The organism is Ningiella algicola (genome assembly GCF_028401415.2).
Classification (GTDB): domain Bacteria; phylum Pseudomonadota; class Gammaproteobacteria; order Enterobacterales; family Alteromonadaceae; genus Glaciecola.
The window spans coordinates 369,957-384,179 of record NZ_CP171821.2 but is presented as its reverse complement, the minus strand read 5'-3'; the positions used below and the strand labels follow the sequence as shown (position 1 = coordinate 384,179).

13 protein-coding genes are annotated in these 14,223 nt (G+C 43.3%); 1 reads left to right on the top strand and 12 read right to left on the bottom strand.

Going from position 1 to position 14,223, the window contains the following annotated elements:
• Positions 1-25: 25 nt before the first annotated feature.
• The 12 genes from PN836_RS01725 to PN836_RS01670 form a co-directional block, all read right to left on the bottom strand.
• The gene (locus PN836_RS01725; protein ID WP_395342793.1) at positions 26-1,708 is read right to left on the bottom strand and encodes an AMP-binding protein; all 1,683 of its coding nucleotides are present in this window, start codon (positions 1,706-1,708) and stop codon (positions 26-28) included.
• A gap of 140 nt (positions 1,709-1,848) precedes the next feature.
• Entirely contained in the window at positions 1,849-6,495 is a 4,647-nt protein-coding gene (locus PN836_RS01720; RefSeq protein WP_395342792.1) for an EAL domain-containing protein, read from the bottom strand.
• Between the two features lie 230 nt (positions 6,496-6,725).
• Positions 6,726-8,093 carry a ribonuclease J gene (locus PN836_RS01715; RefSeq protein ID WP_395342790.1) on the bottom strand — a complete coding sequence of 456 codons (1,368 nt, stop codon included), beginning with the start codon at positions 8,091-8,093 and terminating at the stop codon, positions 6,726-6,728.
• 148 nt (positions 8,094-8,241) lie between these two features.
• Positions 8,242-8,661: a hypothetical protein gene (locus tag PN836_RS01710; protein WP_395342787.1), complete on the bottom strand. Its 420-nt coding sequence runs from the start codon at positions 8,659-8,661 to the stop codon at positions 8,242-8,244.
• A 52-nt stretch (positions 8,662-8,713) separates the two neighbouring features.
• Positions 8,714-9,610 (bottom strand): hypothetical protein, encoded by an 897-nt coding sequence (locus PN836_RS01705; RefSeq protein WP_395342785.1) that lies wholly within the window; start codon positions 9,608-9,610, stop codon positions 8,714-8,716.
• Between the two features lie 36 nt (positions 9,611-9,646).
• Entirely contained in the window at positions 9,647-10,192 is a 546-nt protein-coding gene (locus PN836_RS01700) for a hypothetical protein (RefSeq protein ID WP_395342783.1), read from the bottom strand.
• 2 nt (positions 10,193-10,194) lie between these two features.
• The gene (locus PN836_RS01695) at positions 10,195-10,821 is read right to left on the bottom strand and encodes a hypothetical protein (protein WP_395342780.1); all 627 of its coding nucleotides are present in this window, start codon (positions 10,819-10,821) and stop codon (positions 10,195-10,197) included.
• Positions 10,821-11,243, bottom strand: coding sequence for a hypothetical protein (locus PN836_RS01690; protein WP_395342778.1), 423 nt, complete (start codon positions 11,241-11,243; stop codon positions 10,821-10,823). Before PN836_RS01690 ends, PN836_RS01695 begins: the two co-directional genes overlap by 1 nt.
• Positions 11,244-11,284: 41 nt before the next feature.
• On the bottom strand, positions 11,285-12,184 hold the full coding sequence (locus tag PN836_RS01685) for a hypothetical protein (protein WP_395342776.1): 900 nt from the start codon (positions 12,182-12,184) through the stop codon (positions 11,285-11,287).
• A 10-nt stretch (positions 12,185-12,194) separates the two neighbouring features.
• Entirely contained in the window at positions 12,195-12,728 is a 534-nt protein-coding gene (locus PN836_RS01680) for a hypothetical protein (protein ID WP_395342774.1), read from the bottom strand.
• A 474-nt stretch (positions 12,729-13,202) separates the two neighbouring features.
• Positions 13,203-13,466, bottom strand: a complete 264-nt coding sequence (locus PN836_RS01675) for a type II toxin-antitoxin system RelE family toxin (protein ID WP_395342771.1) — start codon at positions 13,464-13,466, stop codon at positions 13,203-13,205.
• Positions 13,453-13,686 carry a ribbon-helix-helix domain-containing protein gene (locus PN836_RS01670; protein ID WP_395342769.1) on the bottom strand — a complete coding sequence of 78 codons (234 nt, stop codon included), beginning with the start codon at positions 13,684-13,686 and terminating at the stop codon, positions 13,453-13,455. Before PN836_RS01670 ends, PN836_RS01675 begins: the two co-directional genes overlap by 14 nt.
• Positions 13,687-13,868: 182 nt before the next feature.
• Here PN836_RS01670 and PN836_RS01665 point away from each other — a divergent pair, with 182 nt between their 5' ends.
• Positions 13,869-14,201 carry a hypothetical protein gene (locus PN836_RS01665; RefSeq protein ID WP_395342767.1) on the top strand — a complete coding sequence of 111 codons (333 nt, stop codon included), beginning with the start codon at positions 13,869-13,871 and terminating at the stop codon, positions 14,199-14,201.
• Positions 14,202-14,223: the final 22 nt, after the last annotated feature.

The window sequence follows — 14,223 nt, the reverse complement described above, 5'->3', positions numbered from 1 at the left end:
TTAATCGTCGCCTGAGAGGATGAATCTAATTTTGATGCCAGACTATCTTTTCTTCATACTTGCCCAATATAACTTCTTTGAAACGTTCTTCAATAACGTGACGTTTCACCTTCAATGTTGGTGTGAGTAATTCGTTTTCAATCGACCATTCTTGCGAATGCACCACTAAACGGTCCAGTCGTTGATGACTTTCTAACTTAGCATTAAGCATTTCTAAGGTGCCTGTTAATGACGCGGCTACTGCATCCTTGCTTTGCCTTCTCGCTTCTTCTGACAGTACCAGCAAGGCGATGGGCTGAGGCAAATTAGTGCCAGTTACGCAAACTTGTTCAACAATCGGGTTTTCCATTATTTTAGCTTCAATCGGTGCAGGAGATACGTATTTTCCTTTTTCGGTCTTAAATATCTCTTTTAGGCGACCCGTAATTCTGACATAACCATCAGCATCAATTTCGCCTTTATCGCCGGTACGTAAATAGCCGTCGTTGGTAAACACACCGCTGGTTTTCTCCTGGTCTTTGTAATAACCAATCATATTGCATGGAGATTTCACCTGAATCTCACCATCTTCAGCGATGCGTACGTCAACACCATCATACGCTTTTCCTATGCTCCCGATTTTGTCTTGACGAAAGGGAATGCTACCTGTGCCGTATGCAGAGTTTTCAGTCATTCCCCAACCTTCAGATATGTACACCCCTATTTTGCTGAACCATTCAATGGTAGCGGGAGCTAAGGGTGCTGAGCCACTTGCCCATAAACGCGTTGAGCCTAAGCCGAGTTCAGCACGAATCTTGGCAGCAACCTTTTTCCCGATAAACGGAATACCAAGTAAAAAACTCAGTTTCTTTTGAGGAATTTTTGCTAGTACGCCCATTTGAAATTTCGTCCACAGCCTTGGGACAGAGATAAACAAGGTTGGCTGACAATCTTTGACATCACGGGTAAAGGTATCAAGTGACTCCACGAAATGAAGTACCATGCCCGAATAGAAACTTGCCATTTCAACCAACACTCGCTCCGTAATGTGTGCGAGCGGTAAATAGCTCATGCATCGATCGCCAGTCACACCCCCTAAAGCATCTAAGGAGTGCTCTGCAGCCCAGCCAATGGTGTTGAAAGTATGCACCACCCCTTTCGGTTGACCGGTACTCCCCGAGGTGTAAATGATGGTCATCACTTCATTCATATCAGGCACGGGACTGTCCGTCATTGGTTCAATATCAATGAATTCCTTCCATTGCATTTCGCCCGGTAAATCAGGATAGGGAAAGCTTACTGATTTAATATCCATATCAGCTAATACTTGAGAAACTGCTTCTGTGCTGTCTAATTTACCAATAAATAATAGCTTGCACTGCGCATGGTTTAATACAAATGAGATGGTTTCTGTGCCTGCGGTTGCAAAAATTGGCACCGATACACAGCCTGCCATCATGATACCAAGATCGGTAGTGACCCATTCAGCGGTATTTTTAGCGAGAATGGCGATTTTAGTTCCGTTTTCAAATCCCATTTGCTTGATGCGCGCCGCTACGCGTCTGGCTTCTGTTGCGGTCTCAAGCCAGTTATAGGTTTTTGACTTTCCTTCACCTAAGGGTTGTGTCATGTAATGCGCCGACGGTGTTTCAGTCTCGCGTTTGTAGAGCATGGTAAGGGGTGAAGTAACCCTTTCGTTTGCGGCAGTATTCTTATTATCTAACGGCATATACGTCCCAATAATTGACTAAGTTGTTACAATATCTTTACATACGACAATTGTTTCTAGTTTGGTCACAAATTTACGCAGGTTTCAATCTGCTTCATCAGCACTATCATTCTGATAGGCACTTTAACTCAATAGAGCCCCTAGTCCAGCATCTTGTTTTGGGTTTTTAGTGGCATATTGATCACCTTAGCATCGCTATATTTATCACTCTCATACCAGATTCGATTAACCAAATCGATGCATTGTTCATAGGGTACGGGGCGTGAAAAATAAAAGCCTTGCCCAAAACGGCACTGACTCAAAATAAAATACGCAAGTTGTTCATCTGTTTCTATTCCCTCTGCTACTGCATCCAGTTTCAACAGCCCGGCCATAACAAGCGTACTGTACACAATGGATTCTGTCCCTTTATCTCGATTAACATCATCAACAAATGACTTATCTAATTTTAATACATCAATTGGGAAGTCTTTTAGATACTTTAAAGATGAATATCCTGTGCCAAAATCATCCAAGGAGATTTTGAAGCCCTGCCCGCGTAACTGACGCATACAGGCAATGCTGGCTTCATTATTTTCCATTAGCAAACCTTCCGTAATTTCGAAGCGAATGCATCTTGGCGGCAGGGCATGTTTTTTAAGTATGCCGAGTATGGTTGACGTATTAAAATCTTGGCTGAAATGTTTTGCGGAAAGATTAATGGCAACGTAGCCGTTAAAGCCATATTCTCGCCACCGAGCGATATCTTCAATAGCGCGCTCAATCGCCACATCGGTCATTTCGATTATTGCGCCAATTTGCTCAGCAACGGGTATAAACACATCCGGCGGTATAAATTCGCCATCATCAATCCATCGCATTAACATTTCAAACCCAGCTGTTTTCCCGGTTTTAAGATCAACAATAGGTTGGTAGTAATTCGTGAAGGTTTTTTGCTTGACTGCGACCTTAAGACGATTTTCAAGTAGCATATCGGCATGAACTTTTTCATTCATTGCATCTACAAAATAGGCGTAACGATTAGCTCCTTTCTCTTTCGCACTGTACATTGCAATATCAGCGTTTCGTAACAGATGCTCAGGATCATTGGCGTGCTCTGGATACTGTGCGATACCGATACTTCCCGATAAAGTCACACTTTGAAGGCCAATTGAGATTGGTCGGATGATCAAATTAAGTACCTCACGACTCAAATTATCCAAGGCTTCTTTGTCGCGAATTTCGGAAAGCACAATTACAAACTCATCACCGCCTAATCGTGCGACACTGTCTTGCTCTCGAAACTTTTTATCCAGTCTTGACGCGATTTCTATAAGCACTTTGTCGCCTGCTTCGTGACCGTAAGTATCGTTAATGGGTTTGAAGCGGTCTAAATCAATAAACAAGACTGCGAGTTTCTCTTGATGGCGTTTTGAGAAATGAATGGCTTGACGCAAGCGCTCAATCAACAGCGAGCGGTTTATCAAACCGGTAAGCACATCATAATTGGCAAGCTTCTGTAGCTCTCGTTGTGCTTGTATTTGGTCAGTAATATCGGTAAATATATTTAAGTAATGATCAATCTCACTCTCGTTATTTTTCTTTGGAACTGCCTTACTATCTACGAGCAGGGTCATTGGACGCTGCCGAATAGAGATACTGACCTCTTGTTTAAACCTCTCTCCTGCTTTAAGCATTTGCAATCGGCTGGAAAGCAAGCGTAATTCCTCTGCATATTCCGCATTCACACGGTTCACTTGATCACTCACGTTACGACGAGAATCAATACCAAAGGCTTTCATGAACGATGGATTAGCAGCGATAGGCTCCAGCGACGAACTGTATATTAATACCCAATCGCGGGTATGTTTAAACGCTTCACCAAATAGCTTTAACTTCTCTTTTGATGCCATCGATTCAGTGAAGTTTGTGTAAGTGCCGATGACCGAAACAGTGCCATCTTTGAGTATTTTCTTGCTGCCAACATCTCTAAACCAGTTTCGTCGTTGTGCATTGTCAACCGAGGTGCTGTAAGTAATATCTAAAAGCGCTTCATCACCTGATAAAAATGTCTCCCAACTCTTGAGAAAATGGCTTCGCTCATCCGCATCAATACATGCTACATAATCATCAAAATGCATAGTCTCATAATCTGCACCCAGGCTTTCTTTAATTCGCGCACCAAAAAACGAGTTTGTGTCACTGCGCCATTCCCAGATATTTGAGTTACTGGCTCTAAGAGCATTCGTCAACCGAGCGTTGTATTCATTTACCTTCAGATGAGCTGCACTTAATACCGCTTGTAATCTATGTCGTCTCCACCCGATGAAAATTAAAACAGCTAAAACAATAAGGCCATAGATCACGTAAGCGAGGGGAGAAGCAAATCGCGGATGCTTCACAAAAAAGGTAACTGTGGATGATGAATCTTTATCCGAATCTGCCCCAATATTGGTAATGGTGAGCTGATGGTAACCCGGCGGAAGATCAGGTAAGAGAAAACTCTTATTGCTGGTAACCGGATATGTCGTGCTTTTTGAGCCGCTCGATAGCGTATATTGAAACTTATCCAGATTTGAGTGACCAAAATTCAGCAAGCTATAGCTTATGGTCAGGCCATAGTCTTGTGCTTGCAGATCAATCTGCTGCCCTGATAAGTTTGTGTATGGTAAGTTTAGACTTCTTGACCCAAGACTAATCTCAGTTATCACCGGCGTTTTTGAAGTGTGGGCCGTAGCCGCATCCAATGACAATGGATCAAACATCGTAAATCCTAAATTTCCACCAAAGACTAACCTTCCATCGATAAGGGTAGCCACCGCGCCGTCATTGAACTCTGACGAGGACATGCCGTGCATAAAGTCGAAACTTGAGACCATTTTTCTGTCGGTGTTTAGCGAGTGAATACCAGAATGCGAAGAGAACCAGAGGTCGCCTTTCTCATCCAACGAGAGTCCATAAACAATATCTGTGGGCAATATGTTGTCAGTGTTTAACAGCGCCTGCTGCGAAAAATCAGCGCCATCAAGCTGATAAATACCAATCCCTGAATAGGCAACGTAAGCTCTGCCGTTTCGGTCTCTGGTAAAACTATTGGGCATGGTCATAATCGATGCGCCATCAGGCACTGCGCTATGAAGCATTTGGGGCTCGAGAGTATCAAGGTGAATGCCCCAAAGTTGAGCGGTATCAGCAACCATAAGCTGATTGCTGGGTGCATCATAGCCAATAAAGCTATTCATATTTCCGGCGCTCTTCATGTCCCTCTGTACCTGAAGCGCAATTCTCTTGTAGTCTTTAGTTTGCAAGTTAACCAAATAAATCCCGCTTTCATTACTCACCCAAATCCCGCCTGTAGGGTGAACAAATACTGAATGAGTATATTGACTGAAAAGCTGTTCGACTTTTTCGCCAAAGCGCTTATTTGACAGATACTCACCGCTTGTGGTGTCAAATTCGTTGATACCTTCACCATGAGCCACCCAGAGTGTTTGTGGAGATGCCTGTTGAATTTGAACGATGTCCGACGACGTGTAAGCGGCATCGTTATTACTAGATACCAAGAATTGTTCAATGCTGCCAGAGTATAAATCGTAACGATTAAGGCCATTGCTTGTTCCCGCCCACAGCGCTCTGCTAGACTGTTGATGAAGCGCGAAAATGTTGTTGTTGCTTAATGATTCATCACGCTCAGAGATACGATTTGCATACACGTTTTCAAACATGAGGCTTTGTGGCGACCACAAAAAGGCGCCGCTGGCATGCGTTCCCATCCATATATTGCCTGCAGCATCCTCTGCTATGTTTAGGACGTCAGTATAAAAAATGGCTTGGTAGTGCTTTGATGGTTTGAACAAGTAATCAAGTGAACCTGCACCGGCTTCAGTCAAGAACAAACCAAGGTCAGTGCCCACATAAATATCACCGCTTTTGGATTGATAAATTGCCCAAATATTTCTATTTGCATCGATGACGTCAATTACCGGTGCTTCCCAATCAGAATAAATGTGCTTTAAAGTTTGCGCAATATCAAGCGCATACAGACCCTCTACGGTTCCGATCCAAAGATCACCGTCAATCAACGCCAGGCTTTTTACGTTAATTGCGTCATCGCTAATACTTTCGGTATGTCTAACACGATGCGAAACCTTGCTGTCTAAACTGTATGCCCATAAACCTTTGGTTGTGCCAATAAACAAAGAGGACTCGTGGCGAAAGATTGCTCGAATGCTTTCTCCATTGTTGACCTGTTGATCACTAAGACTGAACACTTTGTTACTGTTGTTTGTGAGCGGTTCAACAATGAAAATATCTTCGTTAAAAGCCACAAAAACCTGTATTGCACTTTGTTCAGCGGGAACCTTTGAATTGGCATGAATAATAGCATCAGAATATTGTGGCCACTGATCATCGAAGCGATACTTGGGGCTCAGTATAATTTCGCTCTCACGTGCGAACTTATCAAACTTTACTAAGCCGTGCGCACCGGTCGAAAGCAAAAGATAACGTTCATTGACTTCAAAAATGTTGTAAACGGGGTTGCTTTTCAGAAGCGCATTGCGACCGTGCACATGGATAAGCGTTTCACCATCATAGCGGTCAAGGCCCTCGTCTGTGCCAATCCATAGGAAACCTTCTTGATCGACAAGCAGCTTATGGATTGAGTCTTGAGAAAGACCACTACTGGTGTCAAGAAACTGAAGACGAGGATCGATGAGCTTTGGTGTAAGCTCATTGGCTTTGGAATTTGTAATTGGTCCTAAAACAAAAAGAAGTGTTAGCAGGACAATTCTGATCAAGACTTGCATAAACGAATACCACTTACTGATTTCGCCAGCGTCAAGCATCCTTTCAATTTTTACTGCTGGAATTAATTTTTACAATATCATAACTGCTATGCTTCAAAAACCAGTTTTCCTCGTCATTTTTCGAATAAAGTCAGAAAAAACAGTGAATTAGACCTACACAACTTTGAACTAGAAGTTCCTATTTCATAAAACTGATACACTTAACTAATTGTAAACTTACGAAATTTCAGCTAGTTAGATAAGGCTACCCTTCCAGCTTTTACGAAATTTCGCTTTATCGATATATGTGACTTAAGTATAAAAAGATCGCCATTTTTGCCGGTTAATTGTTTAGGAACTCCCGTTGTCTTCGCAATTTCAGCATTGGCAATCATATGCTGCGCCTCACCATGCACCGGAATAGCCACCTGAGGACTTACATAACCATACATGTCTATCAAGTCGTTTCTGCATGGGTGCCCGCTTGCGTGGATAGTTTCATTACATGACTCCGACTGAATCACCTCAATCCCGCGTGACTTCAGTGTATTAACAATTTTTGAGATAGGCTTTTCATTTCCAGGAATAACGATACTGCTAAAAATTACCGTGTCACCTTCATCCAAGTCGCAGTCTCGATGTTCATTACTCGCCAGTTTAGCCAAACCTGCTCTGGGTTCACCTTGACTTCCGGTTGCTATTATCAGCACCTCGTGCGGCGGTAAATAGCCTATGTGCCTGCGATGAGTTAACTTCAGTTCATCTGGCCAATACCCACAGCGGCGGGCAATGCTCACCATGTTTTCTAAAGATCTTCCAAACAATGCAACATAGCGACCATTTAAATTCGCAATTTTTACAATGGTGATGAGCCTGGCAACGTTGCTCGCAAAGCAAGATACCACTACCCTGCCCTTGGCTTGACTAATGATTTTGCCGAGGCCATTTTCGCAACTTTTTTCTGAGGCAGAATATCCATCTCGTAGCGCATTTGTGGAATCACAGACCATGGCGAGTACTTTTTCTTTGCTCATTGAATGAAATACGCTGGGATCAAACGGCACACCCAGCACAGGGTTTTTGTCAATTTTCCAATCTGCGGTGTGAAATATAGTGCCCACGGCGGTAGTAATTTTGATTGCCTGGGGTTCCGGTAATGAATGAGTGATATCTAGCCAAGTCACGGTAAATGGTCCAATATCTAAGGTCGTATTTGGCGCAACAACATGAATGGGCAAGTCCTCATACATGCCCTTTTGATAAAACTTACGCCGAAGCACTTCGGCGGTAAATGGCGTAGCGTAAATTGGACAAGCTAGATTGGGCCAAATTGAAGTCACGGCGCCGATATGGTCCTCGTGTGCGTGCGTTAACACAATGCCGCAAAGTGAGTCTTTTCTGGCTTCAATGTAACTGGCATCAGGGGCAACCACATCGTAGGTTTTTGCTTTTGGGTTGCTATCATCCTTCGGATCCAAAGGAGATTGAAAGCTAGCACCACAGTCAACCATCAGCCACGCTTTGCTGTGACCGTATAAGTTGAGATTCATGCCAATTTCGCCTGTTCCACCAAGGGGTAAGAACCAAAGGTCATTCGCATTGGGAAGTGTCGAAGTCATACGCCTATTACTACTTTAGAATTGATTGACCCACGCCCAACGTGCTGACAGGTTTCAATTAGTCATGTGTTAGTGGTTCTTACTTAGCTTGTTTACCTTTCGATCGATCAATTCAATAACTAAGCATAGGCCCGCTTTTAATTAGGCGCTACCAAACTTGATATGGAATTGGTTCAGGCTCAATTTGAACGAAAGAAAACAAGTAAGCGTTTCCCTGCTGCTGAGAAACAACCTCCCATTTAAGCTCCGCAAAGGTTTGTTCAAAATTGTAATTTAACAAGGCACCAGTAATATCTGACTGATAATCGATTTGCGTAGCTAACTGATGCTGTGAGAGCACTTCATACTGCTCATATGCTTTAAAGCGAGTTGCAAACACCATCACTTGATTGATTTGTTTCGGCGTAAAATTTTCAAAAGTTAAATGAAAACCCTGTGCCGAAGCGTGACTAGGGTTAACAGAGGCATTGATAAAGTAGCTGAATAACAAGCACAAACAAACCCATACTTTTGCGCTTAAACCAAACATTCTACCAAGGTTAGCTGTTTCAAGTGAGAAGGATGTCATAGGGACGTTTCACTCTTCTAAAATGCATACTGAAGCTGTAACTCAAACACGATTATAAACAGTTCTTCTTCAGATCCCAGCTTTGATTAATATCTTGCTGATTAATGACGATATTGTTTAACTCAAGCTGGCGATGATTCAAAGCATAAGTTGCTCGAAAAGAGCGAAGCTCATTCGCATTAATTAGTACTAACGCCTCGGAAATATACTGGGCAAGTTGCATATCAAAGCTTGCAGGATAAATTCTAACGAGGTCCATGGACGGCGCATAAGCATTTCTTAAATTCAACTCGCGGGCACTTAATTGCCCAGTCAATCTACGCATAATGCGACTGGGCGACGTAGGTAAGTCGGTCAGTGGCATCAACTGGTTTTTCTCATTAACAGCGGCTAAACCAATCCCCACACAGTTATACAGGAATTGAATAAGTGTTTGGCGTTTGCGTGTGTTCGAAGGCATCTGAATTTGCAATTGCACTGAAGGCATATCTTCAATAATGTCGGCAGCCAAAACCTCCGAAACGGGTTTGCGTTGGGCAGTTGTATCGGCACCCTTTCCTAAGGTATTAGATGCAGCGTCGAGCGGTTTTTTTAAGGCCTTTTTTGACCTGGCAATGTCCGCATTCAAAGACGGTGAGGAATCGTTTTTTCGTAAAGGTACCTCGGGCAGTTTGACGCGGGCAATGTTTATCTGTGGAAGATGAGAAGCTGAAGTACTGTGCGCTTTTGCTTGTATCATTTGCGCTTGCTGTGCCGTAATCGAATCGTTTAACCTTTTGTCGTCAACCGTATCGAGTTCAATTTTATCTAAATAAGTGCTCAACAAATAAACAAAAAGCACCACTACAAAACTTGCAATGCCCCAAGCAAATTGATGGGTTTTGCTATTTTGCGCGCCCTTTTCGATGACCTCAGTTCGATTCGTAATATCCTCTACCAATATTTTCATTGCAAAAAACGCTTAGCAGTTAAAGCCGCAAAAATACTAGCGAAGCGCATCTAAAGCGGCAAGTTGACGCTTAGTCGCGATATCTCGAAGCTGCGTTTGTTGCGTTAAGAGCGAATTTGTTTTCACCTCAGAAATATGAGTTTGCGAAGATGTTGAATCTTGCTCAATAGTAATGCCTTTTACCGGTTTTAAGGCGGTGTACAGGGTAGTTTCTGGTGATGATGTTTCAATGTCATCTGAAGCGTTTTCACTTAGTTCCTTTACGTCATCCGATACGGTCGTTTGCGCATGAATGCTTGATGAAGATTCTTTTCCTGATGCGAGCGCATCAAGTTTTGTATGTAAGGAATCGAGTCGGTCACTTAATAAGCTAAGCTTATCTGCTAGCTCAATTCTTTCTGGTGCGGTGTTAACCATTGCCTGGTCATCATCAGACCTATCGCTTGCATTTAAGCGAGTGTTTTGCGCGGCCGTATTGCCAGGTTTAGATGAGAAAAAAGCCAGGCTTGTTTCATTCATCATTGATGTTGCGGCTAAGTAAATAATGCCACAAAGGGTAACAAGAAAAAATAATGCTTTCATTTTTACTCCTGAATCGCCGTTAAATCTGTGTGCTCATTCGGACATATTTGCAGTGTCAAAATACTGACCCATGCACGGAACAATGTCGCCGTTGGCAGCCCGACTACCGTTGTCATAAATGCCATAGAAAATTGAGCTGTTAGCTCGGAGATAATGCCATTGACCGTTTCAGGCGAAAGCGTTTGATTCGCTAAACTACCAATACCCAGACTAATCCCCAATAAGGTGAAAGTAAGCGCTAAGGTAGAGATACCATTCGCTGCTTGCATACCCACCTCTGCCCATAGCGCTTTTTTATGGTAGATATTCATACGCTTATCCTGCTGTGGCCCCCCCAAAGACTTCGCACCTGAATAGTCAGCGCCTTGAGAGCTTTTAGGTTTCAGTAAATACAGATGTGCCAAAGCCCAGGCGTTTATAGCGACTAAAAGTGAAAACAAGACGATGAAACTTATGCCAAACAAACGTTGTAGCTGCGCCAAAATATCCGGCAAACTCATTTGCATGGCAAAACTGGTTAATGCCAGCGCAATGACCAAACTTCCTCCGAGCCAGTACAAGAGTTTGACGCCTCGTAGTAACGCTGGCGGTGGCATCGGAGCTTGCTTCAACACGCCCTTAGCGTTCATTAGCGACGACCTACTTTCGCGTTGAGCACGCTAGCGCTATCAAAATCAATCATATCAAGCCACTGAGCGCTTGCGCTTTGTTGATTCTCTGCACCTGCATGGACTAAAAACGTGAGTTCATATTCGTTAAAAGCGCGTTTTACCGCAAAGTTGGTCGAGCTAAGCAGTCGTTCATCTCGCATCACCATACGTTCCATATCCGTAAGCTGTCGCTGGCGTTTAGACAATTTTTCATGACGTTGGTCGAAAGATAAGCTTAAGTCGAGCATATCTGCGATTAATGCGCTGCGCTCTCGCTCAAGGTTTGAAAGCGAAAGAATGTTTGTATCAGTATTCGTATTGGCACAAACAAAACTACTGGTGCTAAATATTGCTAATACGGCAAGAGTGCGAAGTGTATTGGTAAGACTGATGCTTTTCATAGTTTAATCCTTGTGTACTGGTGCGACGATAAAACGCCTGCTCATAAAAAAAGCTCTACCGAGTTGGCTGGCGTTGTCATTGGTGTATTGAGCACGCTGTTATCGTCGTTTTGTTCACTGATCGCGTATTCAAGTGCTTGAGCGTCAAGCGCAACTAACTTAGACATATAGCTAAGCATGAGTCCTTCTTGATCAAGCAGAGATTGCTCCGATGCAGATTGGATAAGAAGTTGTCTTACATACTCTTCACTGCTTACCTCAACTCCGTCAACTGTCGCAGCCAAACTAGCTTGATGCTGATTAATCGCGTCTTTAAGCTGTTCAATCTTTGATAAGTTTTTTGCGAATTCATCCGCGTATGGACTTTGCTCGGTGTAACCTTGGGCACTCAGTGTTTCATCCACCTGCGCCATTACCTTCTCCATGCGCAAACGCGCTGCCTCTTGTTGCTGCTTTAGTTGATAGGTCGCTTCGTTTTTCTCTCGATTGGAAGCGTCATACATTTTATCCAGCACCGACTGATAGATGTCGATTTTCTGCATCAAGGCCTTTTCTCGAAGTTCGTGCCCTGCTTGCATATCATCTAAAAAATTAGATTTAAGCTGAACAAGATCTACCTTCTCCTGAATCATTTCTGTTGAAGCGCTATCAGCAACAAGTGTCTGAACCGCTTTAATCTGTGCGCTTTGCTCTGCGATTGACTGCTCAATGCTCAGCAGCTCGGACGCGATGGGTGACATATTAAAATCTTGCTGTATGCGCTTTTCAATTAAGTTAGCGGGCAGTTCAATCAGTGATTCTGCTGCAACCGGGTTCCAGGATTCTGCCTGAGCTAGAGGTGTAAAGGCATAAATGCAGCAAGTAACGAGTGCAAGGCGACCTGCTTGCTTTAAATCAATGCTGGGCTTTTGTGTACTCAATTTACGGTTAATTATGTGCATGGCTTATATCCTATCTGACTGACCATTGGCGCTTTCGATTAAGCTCGCTACGCAATGTGCTATTAATGTTCAGCATCGCTAGCTGTCTTTTGCTGATGTCTGCTTGCAATAGTGCAGTAGCCGTGTCGATAAATGAGGTGTAATCAGAAAAAACGAGATCCTGCTCTCTAAAGCGGTTTTTAAATCGCACAAGCGACTTTTGAGCCGCATCCAATTCACCTGCCTTGACATAATTTACAAGCGCCAGTGCGTTCAGTCGCATACCTGCACCAGTGTCCGGGTGTTGAGGATGGAATCGTATATTGTCTAGGCAGCTCGAGGCTTGATTGGCCAGTGCCAAAAACTGCGCGGGAGCCTGAGAGGTTCTTATGGCTTGTTCGCGCGCAAGCACTTGCTGTTGGCAAGCGTGATCGATGCGCTGCCCTACGGCGATGGCATTTTCGGCAGGTGCAGGCGCAACTGCCGTGGTGTTCATGCATCCACTTGCTAAAAATGTTGCCACTAGCGCTAGCAAGCACTTGAGAGTATGTTGTATTCGAAGCATATTTAATCCTCATTAAGGTCTTACTAAGGACTATGAAACAGCTAGAGGGATTTTTTTAAGGAAAGAAATTAATTGCTTAAAGTAAATGGCTATTTGCATTCTAAGGTTGATAATGAGCGAATCGTGTCACGAGAATACGTTGCGATAATGTAAGCATGAATGCATCTATAGACGCGTTTTGTGTCAAAAAGCAACATATCACAGACTGAAAAAACGATGTTAATGATTAAAGCGGTCATTTAAATTAATGATTTGGACCGCTTCATTTGTTTTGAAATTAGGGAGTAGTTTGGGGTTAGCTTCAGCACATTTGCACGTGAAGGAGCCGTTGAGCGACTTTGTCCATAATAAATCTTTTGTCCAAAAGCGAACATTTAACTTTTCAATAACAGGCGCATGCATATGGGGCATAATGGCGAAGCTGGCCCGCGTGTTTGCGTCCCAGCGAGCAACGCGAGCGAGTTTATTGAGTTGTTAGGTACGTTTATAAACATCAGAGCGATGCCCGACTTTTATAACCTGTACTACAAGCTCGTTTTCTCGGATTTCATAAATTATTCTATAGAGGCCTTGACGGATACGATACAAGTCGTGTCCACTCAGTTTAGTTGCTCCATCTCTTCGCGGGTTTTCAGCTAATGAGTCAATTTTTGCGAGGATCTTTTTAATGTCTGACTTGGGGATTGTTCTAAAATCTTTAGCAACAGATTTCTTGAAAGTGACGCTATATTTTTCCATCAGCTTCCAAAATGTTTAGCAAGTCCTCATAGGAAATTTCAGGTTCTTTGACCCTTTGTCTCACAGCAGACAAATCTTCTTGATCTTCCTTCATGAGAAGTCTAACTGCCTCATCAATCAGTTCTGATATTGAGGTATCTGATGATGCTGCCCGCAGCTTCAGAGCATTATGAATTGCTGGCTCGAAATAGACAGTTGATCGTTTTGATAAAGTACTCATGGATAAGTCCTTAATTAAGTGACGCTACAACATTGTAGCGTCAAAACGTCCTTAAATCTAATTTTCACTCTAAAGTACCTAACGAGACTGTAAAATTTATCCAGCCCCACCTTCAGGGGGCTATCAACGAGCAACAAACACTGCAACCTGCTGTTGAACAGCTTGAACAAACCCTTGAAAACATGGGTAAGCAAGGGGCTTTACAAGATGCCAAGCTCACTGCTGATAGCGGATTTCATAGTAAAGATAACCTAAGATTCTTGCACGATAAACGTATCGACAGTTGCATCGCCGATACCGGTTTCCGCTCTCGAAATCCACTGTTTCAACACAGTAAAACCTATCAAAAACATCAACAAACTAGACGCAAACAACGCAACCTAACAAAAGACAAACTCTTCACACCGAAAGACTTTCACTTCGACCGCGACGCCATGACTTGTAGTTGTCCAGCCGGCAAGCCAATGTGGCTATCTTCTAAAAAGCCACACCTAAGTGAAGGCCACTATTATTAGAAGTTTGAAGGCTATCTCAACC

Excerpts from the sequence above, each read along its gene's own strand:
- PN836_RS01725 (WP_395342793.1), bottom strand. The coding sequence starts at position 1,708 with ATGCCGTTAGATAATAAGAATACTGCCGCAAACGAAAGGGTTACTTCA.
- PN836_RS01720 (WP_395342792.1), bottom strand. The coding sequence starts at position 6,495 with ATGCAAGTCTTGATCAGAATTGTCCTGCTAACACTTCTTTTTGTTTTA.
- PN836_RS01715 (WP_395342790.1), bottom strand. The coding sequence starts at position 8,093 with ATGACTTCGACACTTCCCAATGCGAATGACCTTTGGTTCTTACCCCTT.
- PN836_RS01710 (WP_395342787.1), bottom strand. The coding sequence starts at position 8,661 with ATGACATCCTTCTCACTTGAAACAGCTAACCTTGGTAGAATGTTTGGT.
- PN836_RS01705 (WP_395342785.1), bottom strand. The coding sequence starts at position 9,610 with ATGAAAATATTGGTAGAGGATATTACGAATCGAACTGAGGTCATCGAA.
- PN836_RS01700 (WP_395342783.1), bottom strand. The coding sequence starts at position 10,192 with ATGAAAGCATTATTTTTTCTTGTTACCCTTTGTGGCATTATTTACTTA.
- PN836_RS01695 (WP_395342780.1), bottom strand. The coding sequence starts at position 10,821 with ATGAACGCTAAGGGCGTGTTGAAGCAAGCTCCGATGCCACCGCCAGCG.
- PN836_RS01690 (WP_395342778.1), bottom strand. The coding sequence starts at position 11,243 with ATGAAAAGCATCAGTCTTACCAATACACTTCGCACTCTTGCCGTATTA.
- PN836_RS01685 (WP_395342776.1), bottom strand. The coding sequence starts at position 12,184 with ATGCACATAATTAACCGTAAATTGAGTACACAAAAGCCCAGCATTGAT.
- PN836_RS01680 (WP_395342774.1), bottom strand. The coding sequence starts at position 12,728 with ATGCTTCGAATACAACATACTCTCAAGTGCTTGCTAGCGCTAGTGGCA.
- PN836_RS01675 (WP_395342771.1), bottom strand. The coding sequence starts at position 13,466 with ATGGAAAAATATAGCGTCACTTTCAAGAAATCTGTTGCTAAAGATTTT.
- PN836_RS01670 (WP_395342769.1), bottom strand. The coding sequence starts at position 13,686 with ATGAGTACTTTATCAAAACGATCAACTGTCTATTTCGAGCCAGCAATT.
- PN836_RS01665 (WP_395342767.1), top strand. The coding sequence starts at position 13,869 with ATGGGTAAGCAAGGGGCTTTACAAGATGCCAAGCTCACTGCTGATAGC.